The organism is Xanthomonas sp. NCPPB 3218 (genome assembly GCF_056725185.1).
Genome location: NZ_CM161516.1, coordinates 3874677 through 3888098, shown reverse-complemented (window position 1 = coordinate 3888098; position 13422 = coordinate 3874677). Strand labels below are relative to the sequence as shown.

Annotated in this window: 10 protein-coding genes; 6 read left to right on the top strand and 4 right to left on the bottom strand. The window is 68.2% G+C overall.

Annotated features, from left to right (window positions below; genetic code table 11):
• The first annotated feature begins 73 nt into the window (after positions 1-73).
• From AC1PLS_RS16105 to AC1PLS_RS16080, 6 genes are all read left to right on the top strand, one after another.
• A complete protein-coding gene (locus AC1PLS_RS16105; RefSeq protein ID WP_481104506.1) occupies positions 74-2842 on the top strand; it encodes a DUF2339 domain-containing protein in 2769 nt (922 codons plus the stop codon).
• A complete protein-coding gene (locus AC1PLS_RS16100; protein WP_184379111.1) occupies positions 2839-4197 on the top strand; it encodes a DUF3999 domain-containing protein in 1359 nt (452 codons plus the stop codon). Before AC1PLS_RS16105 ends, AC1PLS_RS16100 begins: the two co-directional genes overlap by 4 nt.
• A gap of 322 nt (positions 4198-4519) precedes the next feature.
• Positions 4520-5695: a phosphoglycerate kinase gene (locus tag AC1PLS_RS16095; RefSeq protein WP_184433660.1), complete on the top strand. Its 1176-nt coding sequence runs from the start codon at positions 4520-4522 to the stop codon at positions 5693-5695.
• A complete protein-coding gene (locus AC1PLS_RS16090; protein ID WP_054592162.1) occupies positions 5692-6339 on the top strand; it encodes an HAD family hydrolase in 648 nt (215 codons plus the stop codon). Before AC1PLS_RS16095 ends, AC1PLS_RS16090 begins: the two co-directional genes overlap by 4 nt.
• A 343-nt stretch (positions 6340-6682) precedes the next feature.
• Complete coding sequence (gene pyk / locus AC1PLS_RS16085) at positions 6683-8149, top strand: pyruvate kinase (RefSeq protein ID WP_024938169.1); 1467 nt, start codon at positions 6683-6685, stop codon at positions 8147-8149.
• Positions 8150-8441: 292 nt separating this feature from the next.
• Entirely contained in the window at positions 8442-9446 is a 1005-nt protein-coding gene (locus AC1PLS_RS16080; RefSeq protein ID WP_016902277.1) for a class I fructose-bisphosphate aldolase, read from the top strand.
• Between the two features lie 162 nt (positions 9447-9608).
• On the opposite strand, the gene AC1PLS_RS16075 is transcribed toward AC1PLS_RS16080, so the two are convergent.
• From AC1PLS_RS16075 to cobA, 4 genes are all read right to left on the bottom strand, one after another.
• Positions 9609-10148 carry an O-acetyl-ADP-ribose deacetylase gene (locus AC1PLS_RS16075; RefSeq protein ID WP_024938170.1) on the bottom strand — a complete coding sequence of 180 codons (540 nt, stop codon included), beginning with the start codon at positions 10146-10148 and terminating at the stop codon, positions 9609-9611.
• A gap of 198 nt (positions 10149-10346) precedes the next feature.
• Positions 10347-10853: a methyltransferase family protein gene (locus AC1PLS_RS16070; RefSeq protein ID WP_184379107.1), complete on the bottom strand. Its 507-nt coding sequence runs from the start codon at positions 10851-10853 to the stop codon at positions 10347-10349.
• Between the two features lie 240 nt (positions 10854-11093).
• Positions 11094-12053: a cysteine synthase A gene (gene cysK / locus AC1PLS_RS16065; RefSeq protein WP_016902280.1), complete on the bottom strand. Its 960-nt coding sequence runs from the start codon at positions 12051-12053 to the stop codon at positions 11094-11096.
• Positions 12054-12069: 16 nt separating this feature from the next.
• On the bottom strand, positions 12070-13275 hold the full coding sequence (gene cobA, locus AC1PLS_RS16060; RefSeq protein ID WP_184433663.1) for a uroporphyrinogen-III C-methyltransferase: 1206 nt from the start codon (positions 13273-13275) through the stop codon (positions 12070-12072).
• Between the last annotated feature and the right edge of the window lie 147 nt (positions 13276-13422).

The following is a 13422-nucleotide window of genomic DNA, read 5'->3' as shown; positions in this document are numbered from 1 at the left end:
CGTCGGCGCGCCGAGTAGCATGATGGCGCTAGCGTCGGCCGGATGCCGACTCAGGGGTTGTGCGTTGGAAACGATGATTGTGACGGTGGTGCTGTTGCTGCTTGCGGTGCCGGTAGGGCTGGTGATCGCCCTGGTGTGGATCGCCGGGCTGCGGCGGCGCGTGGATGCGCTGGAACAGCGGCTTGCGCAATGGCAGGCTAGCGGCGCAGCAGGTGCGGACGCGGCGGCGGTGCACAGGTCAGCGCCAACGCCATCGCCTGCCGGGGCGTGGGAGCCGCAAGAGGCGTCCAACGTCGGCATGCCTGCGTATGGCGAGCCTGAGCTGCCTCTCGCAGCAGATCTGCAAGCCGCGCCGGCGCCGTCGCCGGTCGCACCACTGCCAGTGCCGCCATCATTGCCGGCAGAAGCTCCCGCATCGTCGGCGGCGCGCAGCGCAGTGCAAGCGCCGTCCCTGATCGCTGCGCCTGCCGAGTCCGAGCAGCCAGCGCACGTGCCCTCCGGGCCGGGCCCGCTGGCGCGCGTGGCCAGCGCAGCGAAGCGCTGGTTCACCGAGGGCAATGTGCCGGTCAAGGTCGGCATGCTGGTGTTGCTGGCCGGTGTGGCGTCGCTGTTGAAGTACGCCAGCGACCAGGGCTGGATGCGCATGCCGATCGAGCTGCGGCTGGCCGGCATCAGTGTGCTGGCGCTCGTCGGTCTTGTCTTCGGCTGGAAGCAACGGCTGCAGCGGCCGGGCTTTGCGCTGGCGTTGCAGGGCGGCGCCATCGGCGGCTTGCTGCTGACGGTATTCGCCGCGTTCAAGCTGTACGGGCTGCTCGGCGCGGGTCTTGCAATGGGCATCAGCGTGGTGCTGATTGCCGGCATGTGCGTGCAGGCGGTGGTGCAGGATTCGCGCACGCTGGCGGTGCTGGGTGTGCTGGCCGGCTTTCTTGCGCCGATCTGGCTGTCCACCGGCAGCGGCAATCATGTCGCGCTGTTTTCGTACTACGCGGTGCTCAATGCCGGCGTCGTGGCGATCGCCTGGACGCGTCCGTGGCGGGTGCTGAACCTGCTCGGATTCGCCTTCACCTTCGGCATCGGCACGCTGTGGGGTGCGCTGCAATATACCCCGGCGAAATTCGCCACGACCGAGCCGTTCCTGCTGTTGTTCTTCGCCATGTATGTGGCGATTCCGGTACTGCACGCGCGGCGTGGCGATGGCAGCGCGGGCAAGCTCATCGACGGCAGCCTGTTGTTCGGCACCCCGCTGGTGGCCTTCGCATTGCAGGCGCGCCTGCTGGATGGCGAGCGCCTGCCGTTGGCGCTGTGTGCGCTGGCGGTGGCTGCGCTGTACGCGGGCCTGGCCAGCTGGTTGCTGCGACGTGCCTCCACGCGCCTGCTGGGCCAGGCGCACGCGATGCTTGCGGTCGGTTTTGCGACCCTGGCGGTACCGCTGGCCTTGTCGGCGCGTGCCACCGCCAGCGTCTTCGCGCTCGAAGGCGCCGGCTTGTTGTGGCTGGGGCTGCGGCAGCAGCGTCACATCCCGCAGTTCAGCGGGGTGGCGTTGCAGTTGCTGGCGGCGGTCGGGGTCGCCTTCGGTGTAGATGCGTGGCGCCACGACACAGCGGCCGTTGCCAACGCCACCTGCATGAGTACCTTGCTGCTTGCATTGGCCGGCTGGGCCAGTGCCTGGTTCCTACGCGATGCAGGGCAGCCGCGCCGCGCGCTGGTGGCGTATCTGTGGGGGCTGGGCTGGTGGGCGCTGTGCGGTGTGCACGAGATCTTGCGCTTTGCCGGCGATCTGCGCAGCGAGCCGGATCTGCTGCTGGGCTTTGTCGCACTCAGCGTGTGGCTGGCAGCCGAGGTGCATCGGCGTCGCCCGGCAACGGCGCTGGTGTGGACGGCGATGTTCGGGCTGGCGCTGGCCGCGCCGTTGGCGCTGTGGCAAAGCCATGCGCATACGCAACCGTTCGCACATTGGGGGGCGCTGGCCTGGCTGGCGTTCGCCGTGGCCGGCACGCGCGCGCTGTGGTGCCTGCGCAGGCAGCACGGCGCCGGCGCGGTGGCCGCACAGTTCGTCTGGTGGCTGCTGTGGCCGCTGGTGCTGTCGTTGGGCGTGTCCTGGCTGGCCGATACGTTCGTGCTGGCAAATGGCTGGCGTTGCGCCTTGCTGGCCGCGCCCTGGCTGATCGTGGCGGCAGTGGGGCTGTTGCGCTGGCCATGGCTGGCGTGGCCGCAGGGTGCCGGTTTCGATCGGGCACGCAATGCCTTGCTGGGCTGTGTGTTCGCGGTGCTGGGCATCGGCTGGTTGATCGTGCTGCTGGACCCGGTCAGCGCGGCGCCATTGCCGTGGCTGCCCGTGCTCAATCCGGCCGAGCTGGCACAACTGGCGGTGCTGGCCTTGCTGGCGCGTTGGGCCTGGTCCGCGCAGGCGCCGTTGGCCGTGCAACGCTGGCGGGTGACTGCGCTGGGCGTGTCGGGCTGGGCCTTGATCACCGGCAGCACCTTGCACAGCGTGCATCACTGGGGTGGCGTGGCGTGGGATGCCGGGTTGATCGGCGCGACCCTGTCGCAGACCAGCCTGACCATCGTGTGGAGCGTGCTGGGCGTGCTGGGCTGGGTGATCGGCTCGCGGCGCGGTCAGCGTGGACTGTGGCTGGGTGGTGCGCTGTTGATGGGTCTGGTGCTGGCCAAGCTGGTGCTGGTCGACCGCCAGCATCTGGGCAATCTGCTCGGCATCGGCTCGTTCATGGCCTATGGCCTGTTGTGCACCGTGGTGGGCTATCTGGCACCGGCGCCGCCGCGCCAGCCGGTGGCCGAAGAGCAGACTGGCGGAGACGATGGCGTGGACAAGGATCAGGCATGAAATCGAGGCAATGGGGATGGCTGCTGTTGGTGCCGCTGCTGGCGCAGGCAGCCGATGTGCGCCAGGACTATCGTCAACAGTGGCCGCTGCAGGTAACCGGCGCGGACGCCGGCATGTATCAGCTGCGTTTGAATGCGGCGATCTATCGCACCGCCCATGACCCGGGGCTGCGCGATGTCACGGTGATCGATGCGCGTGGCGAGGAGATGCCGGCCGCGCTCTTGCCGGTGGATGCCGCGCCGGCTGCCGCGCCGCGTCGGCAACGCCTGCCCTTGTTCGCGCTGCCGGCCGGTGCGGCGCCCGCCAACGGCGATCTGCAGCTGATCGCCGAACGCGATGCCAGTGGCGCGGTGCGTCGGCTGGAAGGCCGTTTCGCCACCGGCACCGCTGCCGTTGCAGGCGCCGGTGGCAGCTGGCTGATCGATGCCAGCGCGTTGCGCGATCGTCCGCGCGCGCTGTGGCTGGACTGGGACGGCAACACGCCGGTGCAGGCCCGGCTGCGCGTGGAAGGCAGCGACGATCTGCGCGACTGGCACCTGCTCGCCGCAGATGCCACCGTGATGGCGCTGGACAACCAGGCGCAGCGTCTGCAGCAGCGCCGCATCGCGTTGGACGCGGGCGCGCGCTATCTGCGCATCGTGCCGGTGTCCGGCGAGTTGCCGGCCTTGCGCGTGGTCGAGGTGGAACTGGACGGCGTCTCGACGCCGCCGCAATCGCAGTGGCTGGAATTGCCGGGCACCGCGCAGGACAAGGCAGTGGTGTATGCCCTGCCTGGGCGCTTTCCGATCACCCAGGTCGATGTCAGCGGCGGTCAGGCCGAGGCGGTCGAATGGACCGTGGCAAGCCGCGATGCCGATGACGCACCGTGGCTGCAACGTGCCGGGCCATGGTTGGCGTATCGCCTGGGTACTGGCACCGCCGCCGCGTCGCCGCCGCAACAGCTGTCAGCGCCTGTGCGCGACCGTCAGTGGCGGTTGCTCGCCGCGCAAGGGCGCAGCACTGCGCTGCCAACGCTGCGTGTGGGCTACCAGCCGGAGCGGATGATGTTCCTCGCCCAGGGGCAGCCGCCGTATGCGGTGGTCGCCGGCAGCGCGCGGCAGCAACGTGGCGATGCGCCGCTGGCCTCGATGCTGCAGGCACTGCGCCGCGAACGCGGAGCGCAATGGCAACCGGCGCAGGCCAACATCGCCGCGCAGGCACAGCCGCTGGCCGGTGATGCCGCGCTGCAGCCGGCCGCCACACCGCGTGACTGGAAGCGCTGGTTGCTATGGGCGCTGCTGGTCGGCGGCGCCTTGCTGGTCGGTGGTTTTGCAGTGAGTCTGCTGCGCAATTCGGCGACCGACCGCAGCCCCTGACGACCCGCGCATCGCACCGCGGTTTGCCGCTGCGGCGCGAAGGTCCGACAATGGGCATCCCCCGTCGCCAAGGCAGCCGCATTGCCCGTCGTCTTCGACCGAGCATCCCCCGCATCGCCAGCCGTATGGGCAGCGACATGCGCGGCAGGCAGGCTGCAATCTCCGCGACCTGCACGCGGGCGCAACGCCAGCGTGCAACGGCTGCCCCAAGCCATCCATCCGCGCAGCGCCCAGACATCGGCGCCACGTGTAGCAGCTGCTTCTTCGATTCCCCAATCCCGATTCTCGATTCCCCAATCCCCAGACCTAGCGAGCTGACCCCATGTCCATCGTCCGCATGACCGACCTCGATCTCTCCGGCAAGCGCGTGCTGATCCGCCAGGATCTCAACGTGCCGATCGACAACGGCCAGATCACCTCCGAGCAGCGCATCACCGCCTCGGTGCCCACCATCAAGCTGGCGCTGGAAAAGGGCGCTGCAGTGATGGTCACCTCGCACCTGGGCCGGCCCAAGGAAGGCAGCTGGAGCGAAGAAGATTCGCTGGCGCCGGTGGCCGCACGCCTGACTGCGCTGCTGGGCGTGGACGTGCCGCTGGTGCGCGACTGGGTCGACGGCGTGGACGTCGCGCCGGGCCAGGTGGTGTTGCTGGAGAACTGCCGCATGAATGTCGGCGAGGGCAAGGACGACGAGGCGCTGGCACGCAAGTACGCGGCGCTGTGCGATGTGTTCGTCATGGACGCCTTCGGCACCGCGCATCGCGCGCAGGCCTCCACGCATGGGGTGATCCGCTTCGCGCCAGTGGCTGCCGGTGGTCCGCTGTTGATGGCCGAACTCGATGCGCTGGCCAAGGCGCTGGATAATCCGGCCAAGCCGCTGCTGGCGATCGTGGCCGGCAGCAAGGTGTCCACCAAGCTGGAGCTGTTGTCCAACCTGGTCAACAAGGTCGACCAGCTGATCGTCGGCGGCGGCATCGCCAACACCTTCATCGCCGCAGCCGGGCATGGCGTCGGCAAGTCCCTGAGCGAGCCGGATCTGATTCACACCGCCAACCAGATCGTCGCCGATGCGAAGCTGCGCGGTGCGGAGATTCCGTTGCCCACCGATGTGGTCGTTGCCAAGCAGTTCCTGCCCGATGCCGAAGCGACGGTGAAGGCGCTCGACGCCGTGGAGGCCGACGACCTGATCCTGGACATCGGCCCGCAGACCGCCGCGCGCTACGCCGAGCTGATCGCCAGCGCCGGCACCGTGGTGTGGAACGGGCCGGTCGGCGTGTTCGAGTTCGAGCCCTTCAGTCACGGCACCGAGACGCTGGCGCGTGCGATCGCCAGCTCCAAGGCGTTCTCGATCGCCGGTGGCGGCGACACCCTGGCGGCGGTGGACAAGTACGACATCGCCAAGGACGTCACCTACATCTCCACCGGCGGCGGCGCCTTCCTGGAATTCCTGGAAGGCAAGACCTTGCCGGCGGTGGCGGCGCTCGAGGCACGCGGCAAGTGAGTGCAGCCACGCTGTTCTTCGATCTGGACGGCACCCTGGTCGATTCGGAGCCGGGTATCGTTGCCAGCATCGTGCATGCCTTCGACGCGGTGGGCCAGCCGCGTCCGTCGCCGCAGACCCTGCGCGCGTGGATCGGCCCGCCGCTGCGCGACAGCTTCACCGACTGCTTTCCCGACGATCCGGAGCTGGTGCAGCGCGCACTGGCGGCGTATCGCGGGCGTTACGACGCGGTCGGCTGGACCGAACTGAGCGTGTTCGACGGTATCGGTGAGGTCGTCGTCGACCTGCACCGCGCCGGCCATCGCCTGGCGGTGGTGACCTCCAAGAACGAGCGCTACGCGCGCCGCATCGTCGAGCATCTGCCGTTCGGGGCCTGCTTCGAGAACGTGATCGGGGCCAGCGAAGACGGCGAACGCCGCTTCAAGCCGGACCTGATCGCCGAAGCGTTGCGGCGGCTGGACATCGCCAAGACCGGTTGCGTGATGATCGGCGACCGTCGGATGGACATCGATGGCGCCAACCACCACGGCATCCACAGCATCGGCGTGTTGTGGGGATTCGGCGACGAAGCCGAGCTGCGTGCCGCCGGTGCCGGCGCGATCGCGCACACGCCTGCCGGGTTGCGCGCCTTGATCCAGTCGTAGGAGTGACAAACAGAGCAGCTGCGCGCACCGCCAGGCGAGCGCAGCCGGCGCTCGTCGTTGGGTGGCAGCACGCGGATGCGGTGAGGGTCTTGCAGCATCCGCGCTGCGACGACCGCTCGCCGTCATCCGACCGCCGCTGCAACCCGTAGGGCCTTCACCGCTGCCGCGTTAGGGTGGCAGCCCACAGCAACATCCCGCGACGCGCCAGCGCGCTGCGGAAAGCGTACGTACTGTCCCGCACTGTCTTTAGGACATGCCGGAATACGAGGGTGGCTATGCCGCAATGCCATCCTCGGTAGGTGACGCGTGTGTTAAGTTTCGCGGCTTTTACAGGGAGGCCATCATGAAAGAACGTCAACGCCGCACCAAGATCCTCGCCACGCTCGGACCGGCGACGGATCCGCCCGGTGTGCTGGAAGCCTTGTTCAAGGCGGGCGTCAACGTGGTGCGCCTCAACTTCAGCCATGGCGACCCGTCCGGCCAGGCCAAGCGCGCGGCCGAAGTGCGCGCGGCGGCCGTGCGCGTCGGTGCCGAAGTCGGCATCCTGGCCGACCTGCCGGGCCCGAAGATCCGCGTCGAACGCTTTGCCGAAGGCAAGGTCAAGCTGACCACCGGCGAGCGTTTCGACCTGGTGGCCGACCCCAATGCGCCCGCGGGCGACCAGCACCAGGTGGGCGTCAGCTACCTCGGCCTGCCGCAGGACGTCGCCGCCGGCGACGTGCTGCTGCTGGACGATGGCCTGGTGCAGCTGCAGGTGGCCGAAGTGCAGGGGCAGCGCATCGTCACCACCGTGCTCAACGACGGCGTGCTGTCCGATCGCAAGGGCCTGAACAAGCAGGGCGGCGGCCTGTCGCTGGGCGCGCTGACCGAGCGCGACAAGGAGCTGATCGGCATCGTCGCCAAGATCGGCGTGGACTTCATTGCGGTGTCGTTCTGCCGCAACGCCGAAGACATGAATGACGCGCGCCGTATCGCGCGTCAGCACGGCTGCGATGCCGCGCTGGTGTCCAAGATCGAGCGCACCGAAGCGATCGAGAACCTGGTCGAGATCGTCGAAGCCTCCGACGTGGTGATGGTGGCGCGTGGCGATCTGGGCGTGGAAATCGGCGATGCCGAATTGCCGGGCCTGCAGAAGAAGATCATCCGCGAGTCGCTGGCGCAGAACAAAGTGGTGATCACCGCCACGCAGATGCTGCAGTCGATGGTGGAAAGCCCGATCCCGACCCGCGCCGAAGTGCTGGACGTGGCCAATGCGGTCATCGACGGTACCGACGCGGTGATGCTCTCGGCCGAAACCGCGGCCGGTGCCTACCCGGTGCGTGCGGTGGAGGCGATGGCGCGCATCTGTCTGGGCGCCGAGCGCCAGTTCGAGTTCGACACCGACTTCGAAGCGGCGCAACGCAATCTGCAGCGCGCCGACCAGGCGATCGCGATGGCGACCATGTTCCTGTCCGAGCACATCGGTCTGGCCGGCGTGGTCGCGTTGACCGAGTCCGGCGGCACGCCGCGGTATCTGTCGCGCTTCCGTTCCAACATGCCGATCTACGCCTTCACCCGTCACGATGGCGCGCGCCGCCACATGGCGATGATGCGTGGCGTGTTCCCGATCAGCTTCGACAGCCGCGGCCTGACCCCGCGCGAAGCCGCACGTGCGGCGATCCGCCTGCTGGTGGAGAACGAGCGCATGGGACCTGGCGACCGCGTGGTGTTCACCAGCGGCGAGCATATGGAAACCCACGGCGCCACCAACACGCTGCGTCTGCTGGAAGTGGGCGAAGACGGCCGCGCCAGCGGTCTGGGCGAGCTGTAACGCACGGCCTGCGCAGCGCGTGCGTCGTCGGTCGACACACGCGCTGCATCCACATCGTTGCGTACAGACACAGCGGCGGCCTGCGGGTCGCCGTTGTGCTGTGCGGGACAGGGTCTGCGGTGCGAGTGCGCCTGCGGGGCACGCAGCCCGCAGCGTGCGCATCACGCTGGGAGCCGCGCCACACATCCGCCATGCCGGACACGTGTAATCGGTTGCAGGCATTCCGTGAAGGAATGTCTGCAACTTTCGTCGCTATACTTTCGTTCTCCCCCGCAGCTGCCACAGGAACTACATGAGCATCGAACAGCTTGCCGAAACCGCCCAGGCCATGGTCGCCCCGGGCAAGGGCATCATCGCCATCGACGAATCGACCAGCACGATCGCCAAGCGTTTTGCCAGCGTCGGCATCGAGAACATCGAAGAAAACCGTCGCGCCTACCGCGAACTGCTGCTGACCACGCCCAAGCTGAGCGACTACATCTCCGGCGCGATCCTGTTCGACGAGACCATCCGTCAGAAGACCAAGGACGGCGTGCCGTTCGCCGAGTACATGACCGCCCACGGCATCATCCCGGGCATCAAGGTCGACAAGGGTGCGCAGCCGCTGGCCGGCATGCCGGGCGAGCTGGTCACCGAAGGCCTGGACGGGCTGCGCGCGCGTCTGGAGGAGTACTACACGCTGGGCGCACGCTTCGCCAAGTGGCGTGCGGTCATCAACATCGGCGAGGACATCCCGTCCGGCACCTGCATCGAGGCCAACTCGCATGCGCTGGCGCGTTATGCCGCGCTGTGCCAGGAGCAGGGCCTGGTGCCGATGGTCGAGCCGGAAGTGATCATGGACGGCAACCACGACATCGAGACCTGCTACGAGGTTACCGAAGCCACGCTGCGTTCGCTGTTCGGCGCACTGTATGAGCAGAATGTGGTGCTCGAAGGCACCATCCTGAAGGCCTCGATGGTCATCTCCGGCAAGGGCTGCGAAGAGCAGGCCAGCGTCGAGGAAGTGGCCGAGTCCACCGTGATGTGCCTGAAGTCGACCGTGCCGGCGATCCTGCCGGGCATCGTGTTCCTGTCCGGCGGCCAGACCGACGAGCAGTCCACCGCGCACCTCAACGAGATGCACCAGCTCGGCAACCTGCCGTGGCCGCTGAGCTTCTCGTACGGCCGCGCGATGCAGCAGGCCGCACTGAAGCTGTGGGCCAAGGACATGACCGGCAATTTCGCCAAGGCGCAGCAGGTCATCTATGAGCGCGCCAAGGAAAACGGCCTGGCCGCGCTGGGCAAGTGGAAGGGTTGATCGGCATGCCGGCTGCTTCATGGCCGGAGCACACCTAGCGAAAACGCCGGCAGCGATGCCGGCGTTTTTGTTTGTGTGGGTTGCCCCGCGCCCGCATGAGTCCCCAAACGCAACGAGCGCCTTGCGGCGCTCGTCATCTCCAACCTCTGCCTTGCACAGGCGTCAGGCGGCAGCGGTTTCCTGCGCAGCCAGCGCCTGCTGGTAGGCCTTGAACGTGGCCTCGTTGTAGGCCACCAGCACGATGTGCTTGGGCACCTTGTGCGAGCGCTGCCAGTCGCGCGTTTCGGTCACGGCGATGCGCGCGGCCTGGTACAGCGGATAGCCATAGATGCCGCAGCTGATGGCCGGGAATGCGATCGAATGCAGCATCATCTGCTCAGCCAGCTTCAACGACTGCCAGTAGCAGTTGGCCAGTTGCTCCGGCTCGTTGTGCTTGCCGTCGCGCCACACCGGGCCGACGGTATGGAAGACGTGCCGCGCCTTGAGATCGAACCCGTCGGTGATGCGGATTTCGCCGGTGGGGCAGCGCACGCCTGGACGCACCTGCGGCAATGCCTCGCAGGCCTGCAGCAGGCGCGGGCCGGCAGCGCGGTGGATGGCGCCATCCACGCCGCCACCGCCCAGCAGTGATTCGTTGGCGGCGTTGACGATGACGTCAACGTCGAGTTCGGTGATGTCGCCTTGCCAGACTTCGATCTTCATGGCCAGATAATTATGGGATTTGCATGAGGAACGCGTGATGGGGCGCGCGTTGCGGAACAGGCACGCTAGCGCCCATTCATCTCATCTGCTGCGATTGCCGGGAACGGCTGTGGCGGTCGTGCGGCGGGAAGCATGCGAACCCACAGCTGCGATCGATCCGCTCAATCGCCGAGCAGCGATGTCGCCACGATTGGCGACTTACAGCCAGCGCCGCACGCGTGCGCAATAGGCGATGTATTGGCGGCCGAATTCGTTGCGCAGACGCGCCTCTTCGAATGGAATCACGTACCGCTGCAGGGCCAGCCAGGGCAGCGGCAGCAAGACGACTGCCCACAGCAGGCCTAGCTGCAGGCACAGGCCCACATAGCTGAGCACCAGCGCCAGGTACATCGGGTTGCGGGTGAAGCGATACGGGCCATCCAGCACCAGCCGTGAGGGATGGCCGCTGGGCATGATGGTGGTGCGCCGGCGCGCGAACAGCATGAAGCAGCTCACCGCCAGCGCCAGCCCCAGACAGGCGATCACACCGCCGACCAGCTCGATCCAGGCCAGTGGCGTCGGTGCAGGCAATGGCAGCTGCAGTGCGCTCTGCAGCCAGGCGCCCACGCCCAGGGCAAGCGCGAAGTGCGCAGGCGAGGTGATCTTGACCAGCCATGGCGCCCGCCACACGCGGGTGTCGCTGTATCCATACGGCCGGTTGCTCACGACGGTTCTCCCTGTGTCGGCCGCCATCCTAACGTTTCCTTGACGCGGAGGGGAGTACGCGCACGCCGGAGTCCGCCGCACGCGAACGAAAATCCATGCAGGCGTAGTGCCGCGACGTTGGCATGTGCGCGCCGGCACGCGGGAGCACACCGAGCAGCTGCGCAATGACTGGACGACCACAAACGCACAGGCCGCGCTGTGGGCGCGGCCTGTGCGTGCAAACCAACGCCATGTGATCGGTCAGGGCAGACCGGCCAGCCAGTCGTCGTCGGAGCCTTCGTTGATGTCGGCAAACAGCGGCGTGGAGAAATAGCGCTCGCCGGTATCCGGCAGCATCGCCAGCACCACTGCGCCGGGCACCGCGCTTTCGGCCACGCGCAAGGCGGTGGCGACGGTGGCTCCGCCGGAGATGCCGGTGAAGATGCCTTCTTCGGCGGCCAGGCGGCGCGCCACGCTGATCGCGTCGGTGTCCTCGACGCTCAGCACTTCATGGGCAACCTCGCGGTTGAGCACTTCCGGCACGAAGTCCGGAGTCCAGCCCTGGATCTTGTGCGGCTTCCAGTCCTGGCCCTGCAATAGCGCAGCGCCGGCCGGTTCGGTGGCGGTGATGCGCACTTCCGGGCGGGCCACGCGCAGCACTTCACCCACACCGGTGAGCGTGCCGCCGGTGCCCCAGCCGGTGACGAAATGGTCCAGCCGGTGGCCGGCGAAGTCGCGCAGGATTTCGGCCGCGGTGGTGTTGCGGTGGTAGGCCGGATTGGCCGGGTTGGCGAACTGGCTGGCCAGGAACCAGCCATGCTGCTCGGCCAGCTCCCTGGCCTTGCGCACCATGCCGCTGCCACGCTCGGCGGCCGGGGTCAGGATCACCTTGGCGCCATAGGCGCGCATCAGCTTGCGGCGCTCGATCGAGAAGGTTTCCACCATGGTGGCGACGAACTTGTAGCCGCGCGCGGCGGCCACCATCGCCAGCGCCACACCGGTATTGCCGGAGGTGGCTTCGACAATGGTGTCGCCGGGCTTGAGCAGGCCGCGCTGTTCGGCATCGAGGATGATCGCCAGCGCCAGGCGGTCCTTGACCGAGCCGCCCGGATTGAACGACTCGACCTTGACGTACAGGGTCACGTGCTCGGGCGCGAGCCGGTTGAGTTTGACCACCGGGGTGCGGCCGATGGTGTCGAGGATGTTGTCGTACAGGGCCATGGGGTCTCCGTCGGAATCAGGCTGCGTGGGCGAGTGTGGGCGCGTCGGGCGTTGCGATGGGTGAGTGCGGGGGCGGCTGCGCGGTCAGCGGCGCTGCGCCGAACCAGTGCAGGCTGGCGGCCAGCCCGGCGACCTCGCCCAGGATCAGCAACGCCGGGGCGCGCACGGCGTGCTGCTGCGCGGTGGCGGCCAGGCTGGCGAGGGTGCCGGTGATCACGCGTTGCTGCGGGCGCGAGCCGTTTTCCACCAGCGCGAACGGGGTGGTGGGTGCGCGGCCGGCCTGCAGCAGGCGTTGCTGGATGCCGTCCAGGCCGGCCACGCCCATGTAGAACGCCAGGGTCTGGCGTTCCTGGCCAAGCGCCTGCCAGTCCAGCGTGTCCAGCGAATCCTTGCAGTGCGCGGTGATCAACCGCAGCGATTGCGCATGGTCGCGGTGGGTGAGCGGAATGCCGGCATAGGCGGCGCAGGCGATCGCGGCGGTGATGCCGGGAATGACCTGGAAGCCGATGCCGTGCGCACGCAGGAATTCCAGCTCTTCGCCGCCGCGGCCGAACACGAACGGGTCGCCGCCCTTGAGCCGCACCACGCGGCGCCCGGCGCGCGCGTGCTCGCGCATCAGTACGTGGATCTGCTCCTGGCGCGTGCTGTGGCCCTGGGCGGCCTTGCCGACTTCCACGCGCAGTGCGTTGCGCCGGGCCAGTTGCAGGATCTGCGGGCTGACCAGGCGATCGTAGAGCAGCACATCGGCCTGCCGTAGCGCGCGCAAGGCATGCCGGGTGAGCAGGCCGGGGTCGCCGGGGCCGGCACCGACCAGGGTCACGCTGCCGGGGGAGAGCCGGCCGACCGCGGTGCGCGGCATCGGGGGCCGTGCGGGCGGCGCTGCCGACGCGGCGGGCGTGGCGTCGTGGGTAAGCAGGCGGCGTGCGCTGGCCGCAGTACGCAAGGCATCGTTGAGGTCCGGCGCGGTGCTGGCGGCGATGGTGAGCCAGACCGGTTGGTCGGGCAGCTCCAGCCATGCCGGCTCGAACCGTCCCACCAGCCAACGCAGCCGCCCGGCCTGCGCCCAGTCGCGCAGTTGCGGGCTCAATTCCGGCGCGCCGACCAAGGGGACGGCGCCGGCCTGCAGCAGCGCGGAGGTGGCGTGCTCGGCCTCGGCGCCGCCGCCGATCACCAGGACGGCACGGCCACGCAGGTCGGCAAGAAGCGGGAACACAGAGGGCACGGCCAGCGCATCGAGAGGGGAGGGCCAGACCGTAACGCCGGCATATAGCGGTCGGAAATGACTTCATACACCCTGAAAATAGCGTTCGGTTATAAGCTGGCCCGCAGAACTCCTCTACAGTCGAGTCCTTCGTGGCGCCTCGCGCTT

Excerpts from the sequence above, each read along its gene's own strand:
- AC1PLS_RS16105 (WP_481104506.1), top strand. The coding sequence starts at position 74 with ATGATTGTGACGGTGGTGCTGTTGCTGCTTGCGGTGCCGGTAGGGCTG.
- AC1PLS_RS16100 (WP_184379111.1), top strand. The coding sequence starts at position 2,839 with ATGAAATCGAGGCAATGGGGATGGCTGCTGTTGGTGCCGCTGCTGGCG.
- AC1PLS_RS16095 (WP_184433660.1), top strand. The coding sequence starts at position 4,520 with ATGTCCATCGTCCGCATGACCGACCTCGATCTCTCCGGCAAGCGCGTG.
- pyk (WP_024938169.1), top strand. The coding sequence starts at position 6,683 with ATGAAAGAACGTCAACGCCGCACCAAGATCCTCGCCACGCTCGGACCG.
- AC1PLS_RS16080 (WP_016902277.1), top strand. The coding sequence starts at position 8,442 with ATGAGCATCGAACAGCTTGCCGAAACCGCCCAGGCCATGGTCGCCCCG.
- AC1PLS_RS16075 (WP_024938170.1), bottom strand. The coding sequence starts at position 10,148 with ATGAAGATCGAAGTCTGGCAAGGCGACATCACCGAACTCGACGTTGAC.
- cysK (WP_016902280.1), bottom strand. The coding sequence starts at position 12,053 with ATGGCCCTGTACGACAACATCCTCGACACCATCGGCCGCACCCCGGTG.